This window comes from Rhizobium sp. TRM96647 (genome assembly GCF_025780115.1).
Taxonomy (GTDB): Bacteria; Pseudomonadota; Alphaproteobacteria; order Rhizobiales; family Rhizobiaceae; genus Mycoplana.
In genome coordinates this window covers 406,747-427,237 of sequence record NZ_JAOXHF010000004.1, presented here as the reverse complement: position 1 = coordinate 427,237, position 20,491 = coordinate 406,747, and the positions used below count along the sequence as shown (strand labels likewise).

Here is a 20,491-nt window from a genome sequence, read left to right as displayed (position 1 = left end):
ACAGAGTTAGGGCACCATCCCTTCTATTCCCGATTCATGAATCGGAAGTGGCATCCATGGTCACTTTGATTGTGCCGGAGGCTTTTGTCGGGGGTTCCCCGAGCGCCGAAACGCATTTCCGATCTTTCTCAGCGGTACGGTCAATCTCCAGGAGAAACTGTTTCGAAGGAATTCGACCTTGCCGACCAGCTTGTCACGCTCTGACTCGAGCTTTGCAATGCGTTTGCTTTTCTCGGAAGAAATCCGATTTCCATCCTGCTTGAGTTGAGAATACTCAGCCTTCTTCTTCTCCAGATTGCTCTTCAGGCTCGTGATCTCTTTATTGAGACGCTTTTCGAGGTCGGCCATCTCTTTGTTGTGCCGCTTGGCAAGCTCCCCGACTTCCTTTCCCTGACGCAGGTTTTCGCTCCGAAGCATTTCCACGTCGTTGCGGTGCGCCGCTCGTAACGCAGCGATCTCGACGTCCTTCCCTTCGGCGAGTTGCGTGAGTGCCGCAACCTCTTGGAAGCGGTCGGCAAGCTCCTGCTTCAACAGGCTCAGTTCGGATTTACTGGAGCTTTGAAGCGCGGCAAGCTCTTTGCCAAGCCGATCTCGCTCGGCCGTCACTGCGCTCAGTTCCGACTCCTGCGAAGCCTGAAGCACCGCAATCTCGGCGCTCTTCAGGTCGTTCGCCTTTTTCAGTTCGCTGGCCTTCGATGCGCGCAGGTTCTGCAGTTCTCGCACCAGGTTGAGCGGATGTCGCAAAGCGAAGTCTTGGCTCATGAAGGCCATATTGACCCGTCGCAGGAACGGACTGTTCTCGATCCATTCGTGGGTTTGCTCGTAAATCTTAAAAAGCCGATAGTTTTGCCCGAGAAGAATATCCTCGATCGTACGATAATAGGTTTGCTGTCCGCTATGGGGGTTCAAGCCGACTTCGATGTAAATCAAATCCACCGATTGCGCAGCCAACATCGAAGATGCCCCGCGCAACACCTCGGCCTCATGCCCTTCCACGTCAATCTTCAAGAGCGAAACGTGGCCGTCAGGAAAGTTCGCGGCGAAAGAGTCAAGAGGCTGGGCCTCAATCTCGAATATCCTCTCGGCCAGAACGCCGGTACTGCTCGCTTTGTCGGCAAGGACCTTGCTCATGTCGTCCATATCGCGCAACTGGACGGTGCCCGCCTGATCAGACAAGGCTATGTTGTGGCAGACCGCCTTGTCGCCAACGCCGAGTTCAGCGACGGACTCGGTCAGCCTTGCAAACACCTTCGGATTCGGCTCGAAGAGGACCGCGCGGTTCACATTGAGCCCGGACCGCACCAGGTCGCCAAAAGTGTCCCCTCGATTTGCGCCCACGTCGACGTAGATCAACGGCCTGCCAACAAAGAACGGCTCAATATCTTTCAGAAAACCCGACAACCCGCCAACAGACATTCCACCATCACCCATTTCTCAGACGAATTTCTCGATAAAATCCTTCAAGGATCTTACCCCGTCATTTATACGAAGTAATTTAAACGTCACCTAAACCTATGACTTTCCTAGCATAACTAATTAAAATAGCATCGTCCCCCTCGCGAGTGATATGTGTGGAATTAAAATATTTCTTATACATCGATACCGCCTCTTCATTTCTCCCAATTTGGGAATATGCAATTGCTGCAACATAAGCACTATATGGAAAATCCTCGCTAGCTGCCTTTGCGATATTTTCGATGTAAGGTAAGCACAATAAGCGACCAGGTTGAGGCTGCATCTCAATTACATGCCGAAACTTCCCAATAGTCCTTCTATTTTTGAAAGACGAAATATCCTTTTTAAGGCTATCCGATATAATTTCCTCGCATGCTTTTTCGTCTTTAGCTTCAAAATACGCATATGCGTACATTAGCTGGTAAAGTCCATTTCCGGGATCGTCCTGCAAGGACTGCTCTAATTCAAAGCACTTCTCAGAAAGGCTCATCTCTTTCCAGCAGTAATACAAGCGATACCAACGTGCATATGCACGCTGCAAAGGCGAAATAGAGGAGATATACGGGAGGTTCATCTCCTCGCTCGTAAACAAATTAATATCTGAGGCACTCAAATGCCGGTGAGCCTCAGTTAGGTCAACGCCGCTTATGCGACTAGCCAATAGCGCAAATCCGCTGTTTCCAGCATAAATAGCCCGACATCTCGCCATCAATACGATCTCAAAAAGCGCGGACTGCGTCTGATCAAAATTGTGCTGGTCGACAATATCCCCAACAAAACGCGCGCCATAGCGTTCGGATAGCAACCGACACAACTCACCGTCCTGACCAAAAAGCAAGACATTCTTCCCGTGCGCGATCAACGACTTAATCAGCCCGCTTGCGATCGAAAATGGAACCGTTTTCCCAATAAATCGGCCATACTCAAATCTATATCGCCCAAATACGATATCACCAGCACGCATGTGAATTGCCACCGCAGCTTCGCCGATATCGACGCTATGCGCTGCATTTATCGCTAGTCGATTTTTATCGGAGAAGCCAATTTCTTCGAACAATAAGCGAAAATTTGAGTCACTGTCGATTAGTATATTCTTCGGCAAATCAACTTGTGTCACAGACACCGCCGGAAAAAGAGCTTCATCATGTTTGATGGTGACCACTTCACCAAAAACATGCCTATTCTCAACCACTCCAACTTTACCGATAAAATTCGACTGCAGAAATTCGCAAGAAAACATTTTGTCAGCAGGCTCTATCGCATGCGACTCGTGCATATCTTCCCGAATTGGCCACGAAAAGAGAAACTTCTTGTTATGAATCTTCGCAAGCAGCATTGCATTTAGGACTGACCTCAGACGCTCCCCTAGACCGTCATTTCTAGCGGCGACAAAGAATTCAGGTACGGTGTTCGATGGCATCGACAAGGAAATCCTTCAATGTCTTCACGATTGCCACGCATAGACAGGTTCTACACGCGATGTTACGCCCATATAGTCCCACTGCATCAACGACGCTAACGTTTGGGAATGGTCAACGGGCTTACATGTCACAAGTCAGTGACCTCGTTGGCTAGCATTCAAATCCGCGCCAACGTATCGATTGCCTCGGCGATCGGATAGTGGTGGTTTCCGACGAAGAGGCCGTGGGTGTCGATATGGCTGGCGTTGCCGAGTTCTCCGTGCACTTCGTAGTCGAAATATTTCAGAACTTCGTTCTTGGCAAAGTTCCCGGCGACGATCGGCCGGCATTCGAAGCCGGCTTCGGTCAGTGCCTTGATCATATCGCGGCGATGGAGACCTGCTTCCTTGCGCAGAACCAGACTGAAGCCGAACCAACTGCTTTCGCCGATTTCCTGCTGGATGATGAACTTCGGATGATTGGCAAGCCGCTCCTGGAAGAGGGCGCCATTGGCCCGCCGACCTGCGATCAGAGATGGAACCTTCTTGAGCTGCTCGATACCCAACGCGCCCGACATCTCGAGGGGGCGCAGATTGTATCCGGGCAGGACAAAGCGGAACGACTCTTCAAATGGGTCATCGCTTTTGGTGCCCGTCACCAGATTGTTCTTGGGCAGGTTGCGCGTCCAGCCGTGAGCCCGTAGCGCCAACATCACGTGATAGAGCTCCTCGTCGTCGGTCACGACGACCCCGCCTTCCATCGTCGAGATGTGGTGGGAGAAGAAGGACGAGTAGCTTCCCATGACGCCGAAGGTGCCGGCCTGTTTGCCTTCGAAGGTCGCCCCCATGGATTCGCAATTGTCTTCGATCATGACGATCGGCCGCCCCGCGACGATCTTTTCGATGGCGGCAAAGTCGTTGGGATTGCCAAGCAGGTTCACGACCATCAGTGCCCGCGTCTTTGGCGTGATCGCTTTCTCGAGCGCGGCCAGATCATAGTTCAGGGTGTAGAGATCGATGTCGACGAACTTGAGCCGCAGGCCATACTGGCAGAGCGGATAATAGGTGGTGCTCCATGAAACCGCGGGCACGATGATTTCGTCGCCACGCTTGAGCTTGTGGGCAGGATTGGACGAGAAGAAGAGCGCCGCCGTCATCAACAGATTGGCCGACGAACCTGAGTTTACCATGATGGAGAACCTGCTGCCGAAATGGTCGGCAAAGCGCCCTTCGAACTCAGCAACATTTTCACCCATGGTGAAACGGTCAGAGGCAATCACTCGCTGTATGGCATCGTATTCCGCCTGATCCCAGGACGAGGTTGCCAGAGGAAAACGGAAGCTCATGAGGGATTCCTTTCAAGATAGAACGCATACGTCTTGCGCAAGCCGTCGGCCAAAGTTGTCTGAGGTTTCCAGCCCCATGCCGTTTGACGACCCACTGACGACAGCTTCTGCTTCATGCCGACCGGCTTTGTCAGGTCATGGACGAACGTGCCCTGCCAGCCGATCACGTCAGCGGCAGCTTCGTAGTACTCGTTGATGCTGAAGTCGGACCCAAGACCGATATTGATGAGATCCGGCAGGCTCTCCATGTTTGCGGCTGCGCGCAGCACCGCATCGGCGAGATCGCCGGCATAGAGGAATTCGCGTCGCGCCGTGCCGTCACCCCAGATGTCGACTTCCGTCGCCCCCTGCGTCTTGGCCACATACAGCTTGTGAATGATTGCGGGCACCAGATGCGAGTGCTTCGGATCGAACTTGTCGTGCCGACCGTAGAGGTTACAGGGAATGATTGTTTTGTACTGCAGGGAAGGATTTTCCCGCTGGATATACTGACAAAGCCGTGTCGTCACGATTTTCGCGAGAGCATAGCCCTCATTCGTGGGTTCCAGTTCGCCCGTGAGGATCATGTCCTCGCCCAGCGGATTCGGCGCTGCGCGAGGATACATGCAGGTTGAAGCAAGGTTGAGGAAGCGGGGCACGCCGGCCTTATGAGCGCTCATGACGATGTTGCGGCCCATCGCAACATTTTCGTCCAGGAATGCAACCGGATTGGCCATGTTGGCCTGGATGCCGCCGACGCGGCCGGCGGCATGAATCACCAGATCGGGCTTCTCGGCCCGGACATAGGCTTCCACTGCCCTTGGATCTGTCAGGTTCAGAACATCGCTGCCCGGGGCAACGATATCCCACTCTGAAGCGAGCGGATGCTCCTGGATGTTGCGTCCGACCATACCACGCCCGCCGGTCAGCAGCAGTTTGCCTCGCGATGCCATCATTTGCCCTCAGACGGTAGCCGACATGGACGGCTCATAGCCGTGCCGCTTGAGCAAGGCATGACGCTTCGCGGTCTTGAGGTCCTCGGCCACCATTTCGGCGCACATTTCCTGTGCCGTGATCAGTGGCTCCCAGCCCAGGCGTTCCTTTGCCTTCGCTGGATCGCCGAGCAGCGTCTCCACCTCCGCCGGGCGGAAGTAACGCGGGTCGATGCGAACAAGCACATCCCCGGGCTTTACCGCCGGTGCATTGTCACCGGTCACCGTCTCGACGATCGCCACCTCATCGACGCCCGCCCCCTGGAAACGCAGGACCATTCCCAACTCCCTCGCCGACCAGTCGATAAACTCACGGACGGAATACTGCACGCCGGTTGCGATCACGAAATCTTCCGGCTCGTCCTGTTGCAGCATCATCCACTGCATGCGCACGTAGTCCTTTGCATGGCCCCAGTCGCGCAAGCTGTCGATATTGCCCATGTAAAGGCAATTCTCTAGGCCCTGCGCTACGTTCGCTAGACCTCGCGTGATCTTGCGCGTGACAAATGTTTCGCCGCGGCGAGGGGACTCGTGATTGAAGAGGATACCGTTGCAGGCAAACATTCCGTAGGCTTCGCGGTAGTTTACCGTGATCCAGTATGCGTAGAGCTTGGCGACGGCATAGGGCGAGCGCGGATGGAACGGCGTGGTCTCTCGCTGCGGGATTTCTTGCACCAAGCCATAAAGCTCCGAGGTCGACGCTTGATAGAAGCGAGTCTTTTTCTCCAAGCCGAGAAATCGGATCGCCTCCAGAAGCCGCAAGGTTCCCATCGCATCCACGTCGGCCGTGTATTCAGGTGCCTCAAAGCTGACGGCGACGTGGCTCTGCGCCCCGAGGTTATAGACCTCATCCGGCTTGATCTCCGAGATGACGCGGGTCAAGTTGGAACTGTCACTGAGGTCGCCGTAGTGCAGCTTGAAACGGCTGTTGGTCGTATGGGGATCCTGATAGATATGATCGATGCGCTGCGTGTTGAACGATGAGGCGCGGCGCTTGATCCCGTGGACTTCATAGCCCTTCTCAAGCAGGAGTTCCGCAAGATAGGAACCGTCCTGCCCGGTGACGCCGGTTATAAGAGCCTTCTTCGTCATAGCGATCCACATCCTTCATCTGCCCCCAGAAGCCCAGGGCAATCGAACCTTCAGCCCTCCCTAGCAAGCACATCAATATCAAGCAATGCAATGGATGCCCTGACCACTCTTTTCCCAGGTCGCGTCGACAAGAACTTGCTGCTATTCAGTCCCTCGGCGGCCATGTTCGAAAGCGATCGGGCGCACCCCCACCCCCGACGCCCAAAGGGGCGGGCGCCCTGTCGGACTTGGTTTTCCGGATTGCCAAACCCAGCCGTCCTGCGGTATGGAGCCATCAACTCGCCCAACGGCCACAGGACGGACCGCGAACTTGATCTCTGTTATAATTCCCGCGTTCAATTGCGCGCCGACTATACTGAAAACGATCGAGTCAGTCCTTAGAGCCAGGGAGAAAAATCGAATCGAAATTATTGTCGTCGACGACTGCTCTACCGACAATACCGTGGAAGTCGTCAAGGCTAAGTTCAACGAGCTTCGTAACGAAAAGCACCGTCTCACGGTCATAAAATCCTGGCGCAACCGCGGGGCCGGCGCCTGCCGCAACAAGGGCCTGAAACTCGCCACGGGCCAGTATGTGCTGTTTGTCGATGCCGACGACATTGTCGAAGAGGGCGCTATCGACGAGCTTGCCAGGGTTGCGAAGGCGACCAAAGCCGAATTCGTCACCTTCCGCTATCACTACGTCACCGACCCAGACACTCGCGACGAGCCCGGCATGCTGACCAAGGACAGGGAGGTCTGGGCCTCCGTGCTCCCCGAATGCAAGAACGGCGTGATCGATCCATACGTCCATTCAAGCATATCGACGATGACGAACTATCCTTGGAACAAGTTCATCCGGAGAGATTTCGCCAAGGCAATCGGTCTGAAATACTCCGAAACGCCAGTGAACAACGACATTGCCGCCCATTGGTGCCTTTATTCCAATGCCAGAAAGGTCGCGCTCTACGACCGCGCGCTGATCTACCACTACGTCCTCAAGGGCAACGATCAGATTACCAACCGTTTCGACCAGCGGCGTCTGGCCGTCTTTGAGGCTCTGAGCGACGCCGAAGCGCACGTCTTCCGGTCGACCGCGACGATCAGCGCCTTCTATCACCATTTCATGGATTTCAAGCTGAACCTGTTGAAGTGGGTCTACAAGCGACTGCCTCCAGATCATCGCGAAGCGTTTTTCGCTTATGCGATGGACAGCTATAAAAGCTATGGCAAGAGCGAGCATACTTTCCTTGCATTGGAGTCGCCAAAACTTGCCGACCAAAGCTTCTGGATCAAGTATTCGCCGGCGAATGTATTTCTCTAATTTGAAATTAGGCATTCGCAGAGGACACCGATGCAAACTCCGACCGTTTCCGTCATACTGACGACCTACAACATCGAAGACTATATATACAAATGCGTCTCGTCACTGCAGAAGCAGAGCTTCAATGATTTCGAGCTCATTGTTGTCGATGACGGATCGACCGACAATACCTTGGCGCGGCTGGAGCGCCACTACAGGTATGGAAAATACAACTACACGATCATAGCCTTGCCTGAAAATACACCAGGCGGCGTCGGCATCCCGGCGAACATCGGTGTGTCGGCGGCAAAGGGGAAGTATATTGCCTACGCCGACGGCGACGACTGGTACGAACCGACAATGCTGGAAGATCTCGTTACAGAGGCGGAAAGCACCGAAGCGGATATCGTCATTGCCAACTTCCGCAACTATGACGACCTGAACAAGACGGTTGAGATTCCGACCGACGACAAGCGCCTGTCTGCGCTCGCTGCCATGCCTCGCGACACGATGACTGAGGTCGAGTTCAAGTCGGAGGTGCTGCGGTTGAACGCGGTACCCTGGCGAAAGCTCTATCGCGCCGAATTCTTGGCGCAGAATTCCATTGCTTTCCCCGAGGGCAACTTCTTCTTCGAAGACAATCCCTACCATTGGGCAAGTGTAATCAAGGCCAGGCGTATCGGGTTTGTCGACAAGGTCATCTGCCATCACCGTTTCAACCGACCCGGTCAGACCATGGCATCGACCGGGCGCGAACTGCTGTGGTTCTATGACCACTACTGGACGATCAAGAACTGGCTGGACGCAGAGGGCTTGGACAACGACTACGGACTTCAGCTACTGGCTTGGGCCGTGGGACAGACCGATTGGATATCCGACAGGATTCAGACCGAGTACTGGCTTGAACTCTTCGACCGGCTCCACGACATCTTTGCGCCCATCTCCAAGGAAGACGCCGCTCGTGCACTTGTAATGCGAGGAACAGGCAGATTTGGCTGGAACCTCGTCTCGAGTGTCCATGCCGGCGACAAAATGGCCTTTGCGCACGCCATACGCTTCCGCGATCAAGACGTGTCAAGGCGCCTGAAGCAGGCACTCGATGAGCTCGATATCCTCAAGCGACGCGTGGGGGAGATCGCCCGACGAATGGAGGTCAACGACAAGATAACGTCGGCGGCAGCCCTGATGGAGATGGTCGAAAAACGCTCCCGCTAACCACAACAGAAACAGCAGGGCCCGACGAGATACGAAAATGGACAATCGCTGCTTTTACACCATTGACACGGTCGCATCCGTCGCACGGACGGAACTTCTGCCGAACATGCAGGTTTCGGAGGGAATCTATGCCGGTCCAGCCCAGAAGGAAGGCGCAGCTATCGCGATCGAGAGACTTGCGACCAGCACGCGGCTGCACCTGTTGTTTGCGGCTTCGGAGGGCGGCTCGATCGCATTTCGGCTGCCAATTCAAGCATTTGCGAGCCATCAATTTGCCGGCTTGCACTTTCGCGCAAAATGCGATCAGCGCGTCGTAGTCCTTCCCAGCCTATATGCTCTGGAGAACGGGATCGTGCGGGCAAAAGTGAAGATGCGGGGCATGGCGGTCGACCTCAAGAGCTGGAGCTTCACCGAAGCGGCGCACTTTCCGCATGAGATCAACGGATCGGCCGAGTACTTTCTCGAACTCGAGATCCCTGCGAAGGACGTGGTGCTCGACATCGAGACAATGATGCTGTGGTGAGCGGTGCGGTTCACTCCCAGACGGGGATACCGCTTTTGCATTTGAAGGCCGCACAGGGCGCTGCACATATCGCGCGCCGATAGGGCTCCTCCCGGAGCATAGGAGAGTTTCGTGGCAATAACAGACACTGTTGTCGGAGCGGTCAGACGGCTGGTAACGCGCGAGCCTAACGCTAGGCCACTCAGGCCGAAAATCGGCATCACTGGTTCATTCGGACGCGGGAACTATGGCGATGAGCTGTATGTGAAGAACTATCAGCATTGGTTTGGACCATGGGCTGATCTATACCTGCTAACCGGCCTACCGCGGCATTCTTATCTGCAGGATTTCGGCAACTCCTTCGTCGACATGATGGATGCGGTGGTACTTGGGGGCGGCGATCTGCTCTGCCCGTACGCACCCAAGATCGACAGAGACTTCATCAACGCAACTTATCTTCGCCGCCCGGTTCATATCGCCGGCATTGGCGTCGAACGGAACAAACCCGATATCCACGCATCAGTGCTTGATCGGTGGACAAAGTTTCTTACACACCCCAACATCAAATCGATTTCAACGCGCGATCCCGGCTCTGCTGAGTGGGTGAAAGAGCATATTCAGCCATCTCTGCCCGTTGGCTCCATTCCCGATCTCGTTTGCGCCCTGCCTCTGCCAAAAGCAATCAAACCGTCTGGTGCACCGATCGTCGGCTTGATCACCCGTCACATTAAAGACCCAAAGAATTACAGGATTATCGAAGAGGTCGCCGCGACCCTGATGGCAAAAGGGTGGCGCGTCCGGCATATCATTGGCGGTGTTGCGGGTCACGGCGCAAAGGATTTAGAGAACTCTCGGCACCTCCATGTGGATGGCAAAGAAACCATGCATAGCGAGGAGCTTGACGACATCAGCAGGGCGCTGGGCGAATGCAGCCTCGTCCTGAGCATGAAGCTGCATACGACCCTTGTAGCGGCGATGTATGGTGTTCCTACGGTGTGCGTTAACCCGGTTGTAAAGGCCCGCGCTTTCATGAAGGCGATAGGTCGCGAGGAACTGGCTATCAACCCGACCGATCGCAAACTCCTTGAATTAATAGAAAGCGACGTCCCGGCCCCAGATGCCGATAGGATAAAGATACTCCGCGAGGAAGCTTCCGAATATATGCGCTCCCTTAGCCGGCGCTTATGGAAGGACTTCCTAACGGCGGATCCGACCCGTCGCGGCATTCTGCCTGCCTCACCGAGATTGCCTGTCTAACCGCGAAGCCTTCGGGCGGAGTTGTTGTTGCGGTGCGCAGGAAATGCGGATCGCCCTCAACTGGGCAATCTTTCATTCCGCATTTGCTGTCAATCGCCGGACGTCTTCGGCTGTTTCATCTGTCGTCGAGCACGTGAAAATCCGTATCAGCAAAGTGACTGATATACCTCCTATCCCACATGATCTGACTTCGGACTACCCTGGCCGGGGTCCCCGCCAAGACAACGTTTTCTTCATCGAAACGCCGCGTCACCATGCTCGCTCTGCCAATGACCGAATTGGAGGCGACGCCTGCGCCCTTCATTAGGGTGACGCCTGCCCCGATCCAAACGTGGTCACCAATGACAATTGGCCGCGCGCGATTTATGATTTTGCCAGTGCTAAGTTCGTAAATTGCGTGTCCATCGGTCGACCGGATCGTGACGTCTGAACTGATCATGCAGTCGCGCCCAATTGATACACTTAGATCCGATTCATTGCCCATAATGATGCGCATGCTCTCGCAGGAACATTCTTCATCGATGCGGAGGATTTTGTTTCTGCCCGACCTGGACATGTCGACAACAAGATTTCGCAGCCCCCTGGAGGAGGTTTTCCCTATCTGAACATCGCCCCCATCTCCGAGAACTATTCGCGCGTTAACGAAGATTGCCCCCTCGTGCAGAACAACAGTTGAGTCCCTCCCCTTGAACGTAACGGTGAGTCCCTCGTATGTGGTTACAGGTTCTTCAGATCCGTTGGACGACCGGAGTAAAATCCTATTTCCTCTCACCGTAGTTATGGTCGGCCCTCCTGCCTAGTTGTCTGCGATGGATAACCTATCCTATCTCGGAGCGACGTAAATCGCTTCGGCAATGGAAGCAAGCGCGGCCCGTAGCGATGGGAGAATTTACTTTCGGCTCCTGAGCTACTGCCTCTGCAACCAGTTCGTCGCGCCCATCAGCGATTGGTTGATCACCTGGTGCATGTCGAGATACTGGTAAGTGCCGCAGCGGCCGATGAAGTCGACATTGGGCAGTTCCCCGGCACGCTTCTTGTAGCGCTCATAGAGGTCGAGATACCGGCCATCAGCCGTCTTGACCGGATAGTAGCGCTCCAAATTGTTGGCCTTGTAGTCGCAGGGCTCCTCAGCCGTGACCGTCCAGCGGCCCGTATCGGCGACATCGTGGTGCGGCAAGAGATGCCAGTAGGTCTCGCGAGTAATCGGGCCGTCATCCGTGAAGTTCACCACGGAGCTCGGCACTTCAGGTGCCGTCGAATCTGTCCTGTGATGAAGCCTGATCGAGCGGTACGGCAACTCGCCGAACTCGTACCCGAAGAACTCATCAATGGGCATACTGTTGAAGCAGTGGCTGAACTCTCCCAACATCTCCTTCGAGAAGGTTTGAGAAAGTCGCACATCGATCCGTTCATGGTCAAGAATGTTGGCGAATATGGCAGTGTAGCCGTCGACCGGCAGGAGTTGGAACCGGTCGCTGGGAAAATACCGCCGATCGCCATCGAAGCGTATCGGAATGCGCTGGACAACGGACTTGTCCATCTCTTCGAGATCCAACTCCCACATCTTGCGAGTATAGGGCCGGAAGAAGAGGTCGGTGAGATCGACGCCGATTTTCGAGTACAGGTATTCTGCCGCGTTTTTCGGATTGGAGTACGGCCTCGATATCTTGGCCAGGAATGCCTCAACCTGCTCCGCCGTCTCCAACGCCTCCGAAAAAACAGCATTGATGGTGTCGATGTTCACCGGAAGCGGGACATGACGACCGTCCGCAAGTTTGGCCCGCACTTCATGCGTATAGTCTGCAAACTTCCCAAATCGGGATATCCACGCGACAACGGTCTCGTTACTAGTATGGAACAAGTGCGGGCCGTATCTGTGCACACGCTTGCCGTTCTCATCGACATAGTCGTAAGCATTTCCGGCAATGTGATCGCGTTGATCAATTACAGTCACACGGTATCCGGCATCGGCCAGGCTGCGCGCGTAACACGCGCCGGCGAAGCCGGCACCCACCACCAGTATTCTTTCCATGCAACTATCTTTCCTTCAACTGCGGGGAGCCGCGTCGCCCAAGGCTGCTCTGACTGACCATCGGCCACCCCTCTGATCATAGCGAACGCCTGAAAGACAGCCTGCGGTTCTTGTCGTGTTCAACACGGCATTGCCCTCAAGCACTTGCTCGTGTGCCGATTCCGGGCTGCTTACGACAGGTGCAATAGTTTTGGCAACCAGCAAAGACCCGGCGACAATGACGCCTTGAACGGCGGTAACATCCTCGAACGTTCTCCTGCCCTCTTCCATGTGACGAAGCGGGGATCCGAGCATGACGTGCTCCTTCTGGCCGACATCGTTACAACGGGCCGTCAGGGCAATCCTCGTCGGCGGTGTCTTCTGACGGGGACCCGCCCCGCACAACACTCGTCCCTCCCTCACTTCAGGGGCAGCCGCAGATACCCCATTCGGGGGCGGTTGATGCGCTCAAAGGCCAACTGCCCAGCGGAAGCGAAATTTGAAAGACTGGCTTCGTCATCCCGACGAGGAGAGTGTCCGGTGACACAAGCGCCGTCCGCACGAACCGGCCACGAAATGATCACGCTGCGAGACCGCGGACTTGTCCATCCGCGTGAAGGGGGCATTTGCCGATGAAGGGAAGAGTACTCGCGATCGCTTCGGGTGGTGGACACTGGATCCAGATGCGCCGGCTGCTGCCAGCTTTCGAAGGGATGGATGTCGCCTTCGTCTCCGTTTCGCCCGACTATGCGGCAGACGTTCCTGGACACCGCTTCTACCCGGTTCGCGACGCCCATCGCTTCGACAAGGTGAGCTTTGCTGTGCTCATCGGACAATTGGCCTGGATCCTCCTGCGCGAGCGTCCGAATACGGTCATTTCCACCGGGTCCGCTCCCGGCCTGGTCTGCCTGGCCCTGGCCAAGTACCTGGTCCGCGCCGAGACGGTATGGATCGACAGCATCGCAAATTGCGAGCAACTGTCGTCCTCGGGCCTGCAGGCGCGGCGCGTCGCCGATGTCTGGCTGACCCAATGGCCGCAGTTGCAAGGCCAGAAGGGTCCCTACTACTGGGGTGCCGTCCTATGATCTTCGTGACCGTAGGGTCGATGATGCCCTTCAACCGCCTCATAGATACGATGGACCGGTGGGCGGCGGCCAGGCCGGATGTCGAGATGTTCGCCCAGATCGGCGGTGGCGACGAACCCCGTCACATGCGCTGGGCGCGGAGCGTGACGCCGGCAGAGTTTGCCGATCTGGTCGCCAAATCGACCATCATCGTCGCGCATGCCGGCATGGGCAGCATCATCAGTGCGGCCGAAGCCGGAAAGACGATCGTTCTCCTTCCGCGCTTTGCATCGCTGAAGGAGCATACGACTGATCACCAGGTGCATACGGCCAAACGCTTCATGAACCGCCCCGGGATACACGTCGCCATGAACGACGACGAACTCGCGGAAGCGATCGACGCGGCCATGGCGAGCGTCGGAGCGACCCATCAACTGCTGCCCCGTACAGCCCCTGACGCTTTCGTCGCGCGCATTCGCGCCGTCCTGCTCAACGGTGCATCCGCACCCCAAACGAACCGGAGTTGATGCATATGGTGAGGCTTGGCCTGGTCGGACTTGGCAAGATGGGTATCTCGCATCTTGCAATCGCGAACTCCCACCCTGACGCCGAGGTGACGGCGGTATGCGATCCGAGCACCTATGTCATCGACGGCATTCGCAAGTTCACGAAATTCAGAACCTACGGCGACTACCGGGCGATGCTTCAGGACGAAAATCTCGACGCCATCATCGTCGCGACCCCGTCGCGTTCACACCGGGACATCGTGCAACTAGCGCTCGACCGCGACATCAGCGTCTTCTGCGAGAAGCCGTTCTGCCTGGAGGCCGCCGAAAGCGAGCGGCTTGCGGAGGTCGCCACAGCCCGGGGCCTCGCCAACCAGGTGGGTTATCACGCACGGTTCATCGCCACCTTCCGGGAGGCCAAGCGGATCATCGATTCCGGCGCGCTCGGGGCGTTGCATCACATCAAGGCCGAAGCTTATGGCGGGGTGGTCCTGCGTCCCGCACGGGGAACATGGCGGGGCACGCGGGCCGAGGGCGGAGGATGCCTCTATGACTATGCGAGCCATGCCGTGGATCTCGTCAACTATCTCGTCGGGGCGCCCGAAAAGGTCGCAGGGACCGCATTGAACCGCATCTTCTCGGCCGACGTGGAGGACGCGGTCTTCTCCACCTTGATGTTCGGCAACGGGATGACCGGCCAGATCGAAGCCAACTGGAGCGACGAGAGCTATCGGAAGATGTTCATGCGCATCACGGTCTGGGGCGCGAACGGTCGTGTCACGGCAGACCGGCAGGAGATCCAGACATTCATGCGGACGAACCCGCAAGCGCACACGGGCCTCAAGAAGGGATGGAGCTTGAGAAACACGACCGAACTGACGGAGGATGTCTGGTACTACCTCCGCGGAGAGGAGTATTCGGCGCAGCTCGACTACTTCGTGCAAAGGGTCAGGGATCGGGACAGCCGAAATATCTCTTCTTTCGAAAGTGCCGCTGAAACCGATCGGGTTCTCGGCATGATGGTAGCCGACGGTACGCAGAACGCGTCGCTGCCGAAAGGCAACGTATCGCTCGGCAGCAAATCACTCGGCAACAAACCTCTCGGCAACAGATCATTGGGCGAAAGACCCTCGGCAGGGCTCCTGCACTGGTCGCGGCAATAGGAGCGGTGACGATGGAACGCATCTTGTTTGGCGACAACCAGTTCTTCGGCGTCAATCACATGTCGGAGGAAAAGGCGCGCGCGCAGTCCGTGCGCTTCAGCGACATGAAGGCAATCCTGGACGTTCTCGACGGTGCTTATGACAGCGGGATACGGGTCTTCATGTGCACGACGCAGGATCGCGTCGAGGAGATCTGCGATCACGTGCGGTCGAACCCCGCGCGCTATGCGGGCCTTCAGTTCTATCCGTGCATGCCCTACGCGCACAAATATGCCAACGCAGTGACCGAGCATGGGCTCGTCAATGCCATGCGCAAGTTCATGCCCTCCGGCAACATCGTCGGAACGCTGATGAAGGGCGGCCTTTCTCTGGCGAGAAAGGACATGAAGGGCATGGCCGAGCTTTTGATCGACGGCGAGATGAAAATGTTTCGCGGCCTGGAGACTCCGGTCATCTTTCTCCAGAACGTGGTGACCGATCTCATCCTCGGCCTTGGCATGCACGAGGCGTTTTCGGTATTCGCCGATCATGTGCGGACGAAATACAAGGCCGAGCCGGGGTTCATCACGATGAACCTGCCTCGCCTGCTGGATGCCCTGGACGAGGTTGGTGTCGACAACCCCATCGTGTGCGCCAGCATCAACAAGCTCGGGTTCCGCATGTGCGGCGGCCTGGAGGCCTATGAGCGCATCGTCAGCAAACGTCGCTTCCGCCCCGTCGCCATGTCCGTCTTCGGCTCCGGCGCCATCGCGCCAAGGGACGCGCTCGAATACGTGGCGGGCCAGGAGAAGATAGAGGCGATCGTCTTCGGCGCCTCGAGCATCGAGAACATCCGCAAGACCAAGGCGATCATCGACGACATCGACCGCGTGAAACTGGCAGTGCCTGCCTAGCCCGGCGGCCACGTACCGATACCGCCTCCGGCCTCAGGCCATGGCGTGGTCGGCTGGCGCGCCGGCCCCGGCGACCTCCCCGCTCACCTCGGCCGGAAATGCTTCGACAGCTTGAGCCCCTGGGCCTGGTAGTTCGAGCCCAGTCCCGAGCCGTAGAGGCTTTCGGGGAGTTCGAGCATGCGCTCGTAGACGAGGCGGCCGACGATCTGGCCGTGTTCGAGGATGAAGGGAACCTCGTGGCTGCGGACTTCGAGGACGGCGCGGCTGCCGGAGCCGCCGGCGGCGGCGTGGCCGAAGCCGGGATCGAAGAAACCGGCGTAGTGGACCCGGAATTCGCCGACGAGCGGATCGAACGGGGTCATCTCGGCGGCATAGAGGGGCGGCACGTGCACGGCCTCGCGCGAGACGAGGATGTAGAACTCGTCCGGATCGAGGATCAATTCGTTGCGGCCGCGGCTGAACAGCGGCTCCCAGAAGTCGAAGATATCGTGCTGGTTCTTCTTGTCGACGTCGACCACGGCGGTGTGGTGCTTGCCGCGATAGCCGACGAGGCCTTCGGGGCCGGTGCCCTTCAGGTCGATCGAAAGGGCGATGCCGCCGCCGGACACGTTCGGCGTGTCGCTCGCAACCAGCGTGTCGGTCTTGTGCAGGGCGAGCAGTTCGGCATCCGAAAGAAGCGCGTTGCCCTTGCGGAACCGGATCTGCGACAGGCGCGAACCGCGCCGGACGACGATCGGGAAGGTCCTCGGCGAAATCTCCAGGTAGAGCGGGCCGGAGTAGCCGGCCGGGACCTTGTCGAATTCCTGGGCGCGATCGGTGATGACGCGGGTGAAGATGTCGAGCCGGCCGGTGGAGCTCTTCGGGTTGGTGGAGGCGGACAGCTCCTTCGGCAGGTCGAGGCTTTCCATCAGGGGAACGATATAGACGCACCCCGTCTCGAGCACGGCACCTTCGGAAAGATCGACGACATGCAGCTTCAGCCGGTCGAGCTTATCGGCGACGAGATGCGAGGGGCCGGGGAGGAAGCTCGCGCGGACGCGGAAGGCCTTCGAGCCGAGACGCAGGTCCAGACTCGCCGGCTGCACCTGGTCGACGTCCAGCGCCGCCTCGCTCTTCAGCCTGCCGGAGTCAAACAGCGCGCTGATGGCGCGGTCGGCCAGTATTCCCGTAGCAGTCGTCATAAGCCTATCCTTCACGCTGGCCGACAAAACCAAATGCAGGCAATTGACGCAAGCGCCGCCACGCAGTATGGACCGGATATCCCGTGGTGATTTGGCCGGTCGGCTTGCAGCCACGTTAAACAAGTAGCTAAAAAGGCCGGGTGAAAACCGGCCTGCATTGCGGCCGGTTTTTTTATTTGGAAGGCAATGATCCGATGAGCAAGTCCTGGCGCCCGGCTACCCAACTCGTCCACGGTGGCACCACGCGTTCGCAGCATGCCGAAACCTCCGAAGCGATCTTCCTAACGCAGGGTTTCGTCTACGAGAGCTCCGAGGCCGCCGAAGCGCGCTTCAAGGGCGAGACCGACGGCTTCATCTATGCACGCTACGGCAGCCCGACCAACGACATGTTCGAGCGCCGCATGTGTCTGCTCGAAGGCGCCGAGGAAGGCCGCGCGATGGCGTCCGGCATGGCCGCAGTCGCAGCCGCGATCCTCTGCCAGGTCAAGGCCGGTGACCACATCGTCGCCGCGCGTGCGCTCTTCGGTTCCTGCCGCTGGGTGGTCGAGACGCTGGCGCCGCGCTACGGCGTCGAATGCACGCTCGTCGACGGCCGCGACCTCGCCAACTGGGAAAAGGCGATCCGCAAGAACACCAAGGTGTTCTTCCTCGAAAGCCCGACCAACCCGACGCTGGAGGTGGTCGACATCGCCGGCGTGGCAAGGCTGGCAAACCAGATCGGCGCCAAGGTGGTGGTCGACAACGTCTTCGCAACCCCGCTCTACCAGAAGCCGCTGGAACTCGGCGCCCATGTCGTCGTCTATTCGGCGACCAAGCACATCGACGGCCAGGGTCGCTGCCTCGGCGGCATCGTGCTCTCCGACAAGGAGTGGATCGAGGAAAGCCTGCAGGACTATTTCCGCCACACCGGGCCCGCCATGTCGCCGTTCAACGCCTGGACGCTTCTGAAGGGCATCGAGACGCTGCCGCTGCGCGTCAGGCAGCAGACGGAGAACGCCTCGAAGATCGCCGATTTTCTCGCCGGCCACCCCAAGGTCGAGCAGGTGATCTATCCCGGCCGCAAGGACCATCCGCAGGCCGATATCGTCGCCAAGCAGATGTCGGGCGGCTCGACGCTCGTCTGCCTTCACCTGAAGGGTGGCAAGGAGGCGGCATTCGCGCTGCAGAACGCGCTGGAGATCGTCGAGATCTCCAACAATCTCGGCGACGCCAAGAGCCTGATCACCCATCCGGGCACCACGACGCACAAGAACCTGACCGACGAGGCCCGCGCCGAGCTCGGCATCTCGCCCGGCACCCTCAGGCTGTCGGCGGGCATCGAGGACGGCGAGGATCTGCTGGCCGACTTCGCCCAGGCCCTGGAAAAAGTCAGAGGCTGATCGCCCGGCCGGGGCACGCAGCGCAGGTCCGCAGCGTGTCCCTCTCCGCCAAAAGGTGGCCGTCCCCACCGGCACAATTAACTTGATCCGGCCGCGGCAGACGTGGCAACCAATAAGCGGACGTGAATATTCAAAAAGCACATCTGTCCGCTCGCACCTGCCTGCCCGGCATCCTGCGGGGGCAACGGCAGCAACAGGTTCGAGCCAAGGCATCAGAATGTACAGAGCGCTGACCCGCGATATCGAGGTGACGGTCGAGCCCTACTACCTGGAGGAGCAATCCGACCCGGACGACAGCCGCTATGTCTGGGGCTACCGGATCGTCATCTCCAACCATTCCGAGATCACCGTCACGCTGATGGCCCGCTACTGGCACATCACCGATCAGAACGGCCTGGTCGACGAGGTAAGCGGGCCCGGCGTCGTCGGCGAGCAGCCGACCCTGGAGCCGGGCGACACCTACGAGTACTCCTCCGGCTGCCCGCTCGATACGCCGTCCGGCATGATGTTCGGCCACTACCAGATGCAGACACCGTCCGGCGAAGCGTTCGACGTCGCCATTCCCGCCTTTTCGCTCGACACGCCCGGGCAGTCCCGAACCTTGAACTGAGGCCGCCGCGGCCCCCGATGCGGGAGCGCCGCGGCCGGCCTCTTGCGGGAAACGCGCTCAGGCGGGCGCGACCTCGGAAACCTCGAAACGATAGGTCGTCGAGCAGAACTCGCACGTCGCCTCGATATGGCCGTCGGTCGCCGTGTGCTCGACCTCTTCCGCCGACAGGCCGGAAAGCACCGTCTTCAGCTTGTCGCGCGAGCAGGAGCACTGGTCGAGCACCCGCTGCGAGGGATAGACCCTGACGCCGCTTTCGTGGAACAGCCTGTACAGCAGCCGCTCCGTGCCGACGTTCGGATCGGTGAGTTCGTCGGTATCGATGGTCTCGACGAGCGTGCGGGCTTCGGCCCACTTGTCGTCTTCCTCCACCTTGTGGCCGGCCTCCTCGCCATCGCCGCTCGGAAGGTCGGCCTGGCGCATGCGATCGGGCGCCTCGGGCAGGAACTGCGCGACCATACCGCCGGCCCGCCAGCGGTGGCGCGTCTTGCCGTCATCCCCGCGCACGTAGAGTTCGGCCACGCCGAGGCGGACGCGCGTCGGGATCTGTTCCGACTGGCGGAAATAGACGCCGGCGACCTCTTCCAGCGTATGGCCGTCGAGGGCGACGATCCCCTGGTAGCGCTGCGTATGGGCGCCCTGGTCGATCGTGAAGGCGAGGATGCCCTTGCCGAGCAGTTCGTGCGGCGCGGTGCGGCCCTCGGCGATGGCGACCTGTAGCGCATCGGCGTCGTAGCGGGCATAGGCACGCACGTTCTCCGGACTGGAGAAATCGGCGACCAGCAGGTCGACCGGACCGTCGCTCTTGGTCTGCAGGATCAGCTTGCCTTCGAACTTCAGCGAGGTGCCGAGCAGGACGGTCAGGACGATCGCCTCGGCCAGCAGGCGGGCGACCGGCTGCGGATAGTCGTGCCGCTCGAGGATCGCGTCGAGCATCGGGCCGAGCTGGACCGCGCGGCCGCGGACATCGAGGCCTTCGACCTGAAAGGGCACGACGTGGTCGTCACCGGCAAAATCGAGTTCGCCGAGCTTGGGGGTTGGCTGAGCCATCATTCGCTCCTTCGACGCAACAGGCGACGCGGCCGGACGTTGGTCACATCCGCCTGCGACGGGCTGTGTTCTTCAGTGATTCTGCCTCGTGACCGCCGGGATGATTCCATATCCGGCG

18 protein-coding genes and 1 riboswitch are annotated in these 20,491 nt (G+C 58.3%); of the genes, 10 read left to right on the top strand and 8 right to left on the bottom strand.

What is annotated here, in order from left to right; genetic code table 11:
• Positions 1–60: 60 nt before the first annotated feature.
• The 5 genes from OCK02_RS10605 to gmd form a co-directional block, all read right to left on the bottom strand.
• Complete coding sequence (locus OCK02_RS10605) at positions 61–1,431, bottom strand: FkbM family methyltransferase (RefSeq protein ID WP_263813019.1); 1,371 nt, start codon at positions 1,429–1,431, stop codon at positions 61–63.
• Between the two features lie 64 nt (positions 1,432–1,495).
• The gene (locus tag OCK02_RS10600) at positions 1,496–2,875 is read right to left on the bottom strand and encodes a hypothetical protein (protein WP_263813018.1); all 1,380 of its coding nucleotides are present in this window, start codon (positions 2,873–2,875) and stop codon (positions 1,496–1,498) included.
• Between the two features lie 158 nt (positions 2,876–3,033).
• Positions 3,034–4,200, bottom strand: coding sequence for a DegT/DnrJ/EryC1/StrS family aminotransferase (locus OCK02_RS10595; RefSeq protein WP_263813017.1), 1,167 nt, complete (start codon positions 4,198–4,200; stop codon positions 3,034–3,036).
• Positions 4,197–5,135, bottom strand: coding sequence for a GDP-L-fucose synthase family protein (locus OCK02_RS10590; protein WP_263813016.1), 939 nt, complete (start codon positions 5,133–5,135; stop codon positions 4,197–4,199). Before OCK02_RS10590 ends, OCK02_RS10595 begins: the two co-directional genes overlap by 4 nt.
• Positions 5,136–5,141: 6 nt before the next feature.
• Positions 5,142–6,263: a GDP-mannose 4,6-dehydratase gene (gene gmd / locus OCK02_RS10585; RefSeq protein WP_263813015.1), complete on the bottom strand. Its 1,122-nt coding sequence runs from the start codon at positions 6,261–6,263 to the stop codon at positions 5,142–5,144.
• Between the two features lie 265 nt (positions 6,264–6,528).
• On the opposite strand from gmd, the gene OCK02_RS10580 reads away from it, so the two are divergent.
• The 4 genes from OCK02_RS10580 (at position 6,529) to OCK02_RS10565 (ending at position 10,519) form a co-directional block, all read left to right on the top strand.
• Complete coding sequence (locus OCK02_RS10580) at positions 6,529–7,566, top strand: glycosyltransferase family 2 protein (protein ID WP_263813014.1); 1,038 nt, start codon at positions 6,529–6,531, stop codon at positions 7,564–7,566.
• Between the two features lie 30 nt (positions 7,567–7,596).
• Positions 7,597–8,760: a glycosyltransferase family 2 protein gene (locus OCK02_RS10575; RefSeq protein WP_263813013.1), complete on the top strand. Its 1,164-nt coding sequence runs from the start codon at positions 7,597–7,599 to the stop codon at positions 8,758–8,760.
• A 37-nt stretch (positions 8,761–8,797) separates the two neighbouring features.
• Entirely contained in the window at positions 8,798–9,283 is a 486-nt protein-coding gene (locus tag OCK02_RS10570) for a hypothetical protein (RefSeq protein WP_263813012.1), read from the top strand.
• Positions 9,284–9,394: 111 nt separating this feature from the next.
• Positions 9,395–10,519 carry a polysaccharide pyruvyl transferase family protein gene (locus OCK02_RS10565; protein WP_263813011.1) on the top strand — a complete coding sequence of 375 codons (1,125 nt, stop codon included), beginning with the start codon at positions 9,395–9,397 and terminating at the stop codon, positions 10,517–10,519.
• Positions 10,520–11,426: 907 nt separating this feature from the next.
• On the opposite strand, the gene OCK02_RS10560 is transcribed toward OCK02_RS10565, so the two are convergent.
• A complete protein-coding gene (locus OCK02_RS10560; RefSeq protein ID WP_263813010.1) occupies positions 11,427–12,551 on the bottom strand; it encodes an FAD-dependent oxidoreductase in 1,125 nt (374 codons plus the stop codon).
• Positions 12,552–13,162: 611 nt separating this feature from the next.
• Between OCK02_RS10560 and OCK02_RS10555 the strand changes: the two genes are divergently transcribed.
• Genes OCK02_RS10555 through OCK02_RS10540 form a run of 4 tightly spaced genes read left to right on the top strand, consistent with a single transcriptional unit; the run spans position 13,163 to position 16,156 of the window.
• On the top strand, positions 13,163–13,615 hold the full coding sequence (locus OCK02_RS10555) for a UDP-N-acetylglucosamine transferase subunit ALG14 (protein WP_263813009.1): 453 nt from the start codon (positions 13,163–13,165) through the stop codon (positions 13,613–13,615).
• Positions 13,612–14,121, top strand: a complete 510-nt coding sequence (locus tag OCK02_RS10550) for a glycosyltransferase (RefSeq protein WP_263813008.1) — start codon at positions 13,612–13,614, stop codon at positions 14,119–14,121. The genes OCK02_RS10555 and OCK02_RS10550 overlap by 4 nt, the downstream gene beginning before the upstream one ends.
• Positions 14,122–14,126: 5 nt before the next feature.
• Complete coding sequence (locus OCK02_RS10545) at positions 14,127–15,263, top strand: Gfo/Idh/MocA family protein (protein ID WP_263813007.1); 1,137 nt, start codon at positions 14,127–14,129, stop codon at positions 15,261–15,263.
• Positions 15,264–15,274: 11 nt separating this feature from the next.
• Positions 15,275–16,156, top strand: coding sequence for a hypothetical protein (locus tag OCK02_RS10540; protein ID WP_263813006.1), 882 nt, complete (start codon positions 15,275–15,277; stop codon positions 16,154–16,156).
• 83 nt (positions 16,157–16,239) lie between these two features.
• Here OCK02_RS10540 and OCK02_RS10535 read toward each other — a convergent pair whose 3' ends face one another.
• Positions 16,240–17,337, bottom strand: coding sequence for a 2'-deoxycytidine 5'-triphosphate deaminase (locus OCK02_RS10535; RefSeq protein WP_263813005.1), 1,098 nt, complete (start codon positions 17,335–17,337; stop codon positions 16,240–16,242).
• A 73-nt stretch (positions 17,338–17,410) separates the two neighbouring features.
• Positions 17,411–17,489: riboswitch (SAM riboswitch) on the top strand.
• Between the two features lie 42 nt (positions 17,490–17,531).
• On the opposite strand from OCK02_RS10535, the gene OCK02_RS10530 reads away from it, so the two are divergent.
• Both OCK02_RS10530 and apaG read left to right on the top strand, forming a co-directional pair.
• The gene (locus OCK02_RS10530; protein WP_263813004.1) at positions 17,532–18,716 is read left to right on the top strand and encodes an O-succinylhomoserine sulfhydrylase; all 1,185 of its coding nucleotides are present in this window, start codon (positions 17,532–17,534) and stop codon (positions 18,714–18,716) included.
• Between the two features lie 217 nt (positions 18,717–18,933).
• Positions 18,934–19,326 (top strand): Co2+/Mg2+ efflux protein ApaG, encoded by a 393-nt coding sequence (gene apaG, locus OCK02_RS10525; RefSeq protein WP_230807370.1) that lies wholly within the window; start codon positions 18,934–18,936, stop codon positions 19,324–19,326.
• Positions 19,327–19,383: 57 nt separating this feature from the next.
• On the opposite strand, the gene OCK02_RS10520 is transcribed toward apaG, so the two are convergent.
• Entirely contained in the window at positions 19,384–20,373 is a 990-nt protein-coding gene (locus tag OCK02_RS10520) for an Hsp33 family molecular chaperone (protein ID WP_263813003.1), read from the bottom strand.
• Positions 20,374–20,491 lie beyond the last annotated feature (118 nt).

Coding starts and splice junctions, on each gene's coding strand:
- OCK02_RS10605 (WP_263813019.1), bottom strand. CDS start 1,431: ATGGGTGATGGTGGAATGTCTGTTGGCGGGTTGTCGGGTTTTCTGAAA.
- OCK02_RS10600 (WP_263813018.1), bottom strand. CDS start 2,875: ATGCCATCGAACACCGTACCTGAATTCTTTGTCGCCGCTAGAAATGAC.
- OCK02_RS10595 (WP_263813017.1), bottom strand. CDS start 4,200: ATGAGCTTCCGTTTTCCTCTGGCAACCTCGTCCTGGGATCAGGCGGAA.
- OCK02_RS10590 (WP_263813016.1), bottom strand. CDS start 5,135: ATGATGGCATCGCGAGGCAAACTGCTGCTGACCGGCGGGCGTGGTATG.
- gmd (WP_263813015.1), bottom strand. CDS start 6,263: ATGACGAAGAAGGCTCTTATAACCGGCGTCACCGGGCAGGACGGTTCC.
- OCK02_RS10580 (WP_263813014.1), top strand. CDS start 6,529: ATGGAGCCATCAACTCGCCCAACGGCCACAGGACGGACCGCGAACTTG.
- OCK02_RS10575 (WP_263813013.1), top strand. CDS start 7,597: ATGCAAACTCCGACCGTTTCCGTCATACTGACGACCTACAACATCGAA.
- OCK02_RS10570 (WP_263813012.1), top strand. CDS start 8,798: ATGGACAATCGCTGCTTTTACACCATTGACACGGTCGCATCCGTCGCA.
- OCK02_RS10560 (WP_263813010.1), bottom strand. CDS start 12,551: ATGGAAAGAATACTGGTGGTGGGTGCCGGCTTCGCCGGCGCGTGTTAC.
- OCK02_RS10555 (WP_263813009.1), top strand. CDS start 13,163: ATGAAGGGAAGAGTACTCGCGATCGCTTCGGGTGGTGGACACTGGATC.
- OCK02_RS10550 (WP_263813008.1), top strand. CDS start 13,612: ATGATCTTCGTGACCGTAGGGTCGATGATGCCCTTCAACCGCCTCATA.
- OCK02_RS10545 (WP_263813007.1), top strand. CDS start 14,127: ATGGTGAGGCTTGGCCTGGTCGGACTTGGCAAGATGGGTATCTCGCAT.
- OCK02_RS10540 (WP_263813006.1), top strand. CDS start 15,275: ATGGAACGCATCTTGTTTGGCGACAACCAGTTCTTCGGCGTCAATCAC.
- OCK02_RS10535 (WP_263813005.1), bottom strand. CDS start 17,337: ATGACGACTGCTACGGGAATACTGGCCGACCGCGCCATCAGCGCGCTG.
- OCK02_RS10530 (WP_263813004.1), top strand. CDS start 17,532: ATGAGCAAGTCCTGGCGCCCGGCTACCCAACTCGTCCACGGTGGCACC.
- apaG (WP_230807370.1), top strand. CDS start 18,934: ATGTACAGAGCGCTGACCCGCGATATCGAGGTGACGGTCGAGCCCTAC.
- OCK02_RS10520 (WP_263813003.1), bottom strand. CDS start 20,373: ATGGCTCAGCCAACCCCCAAGCTCGGCGAACTCGATTTTGCCGGTGAC.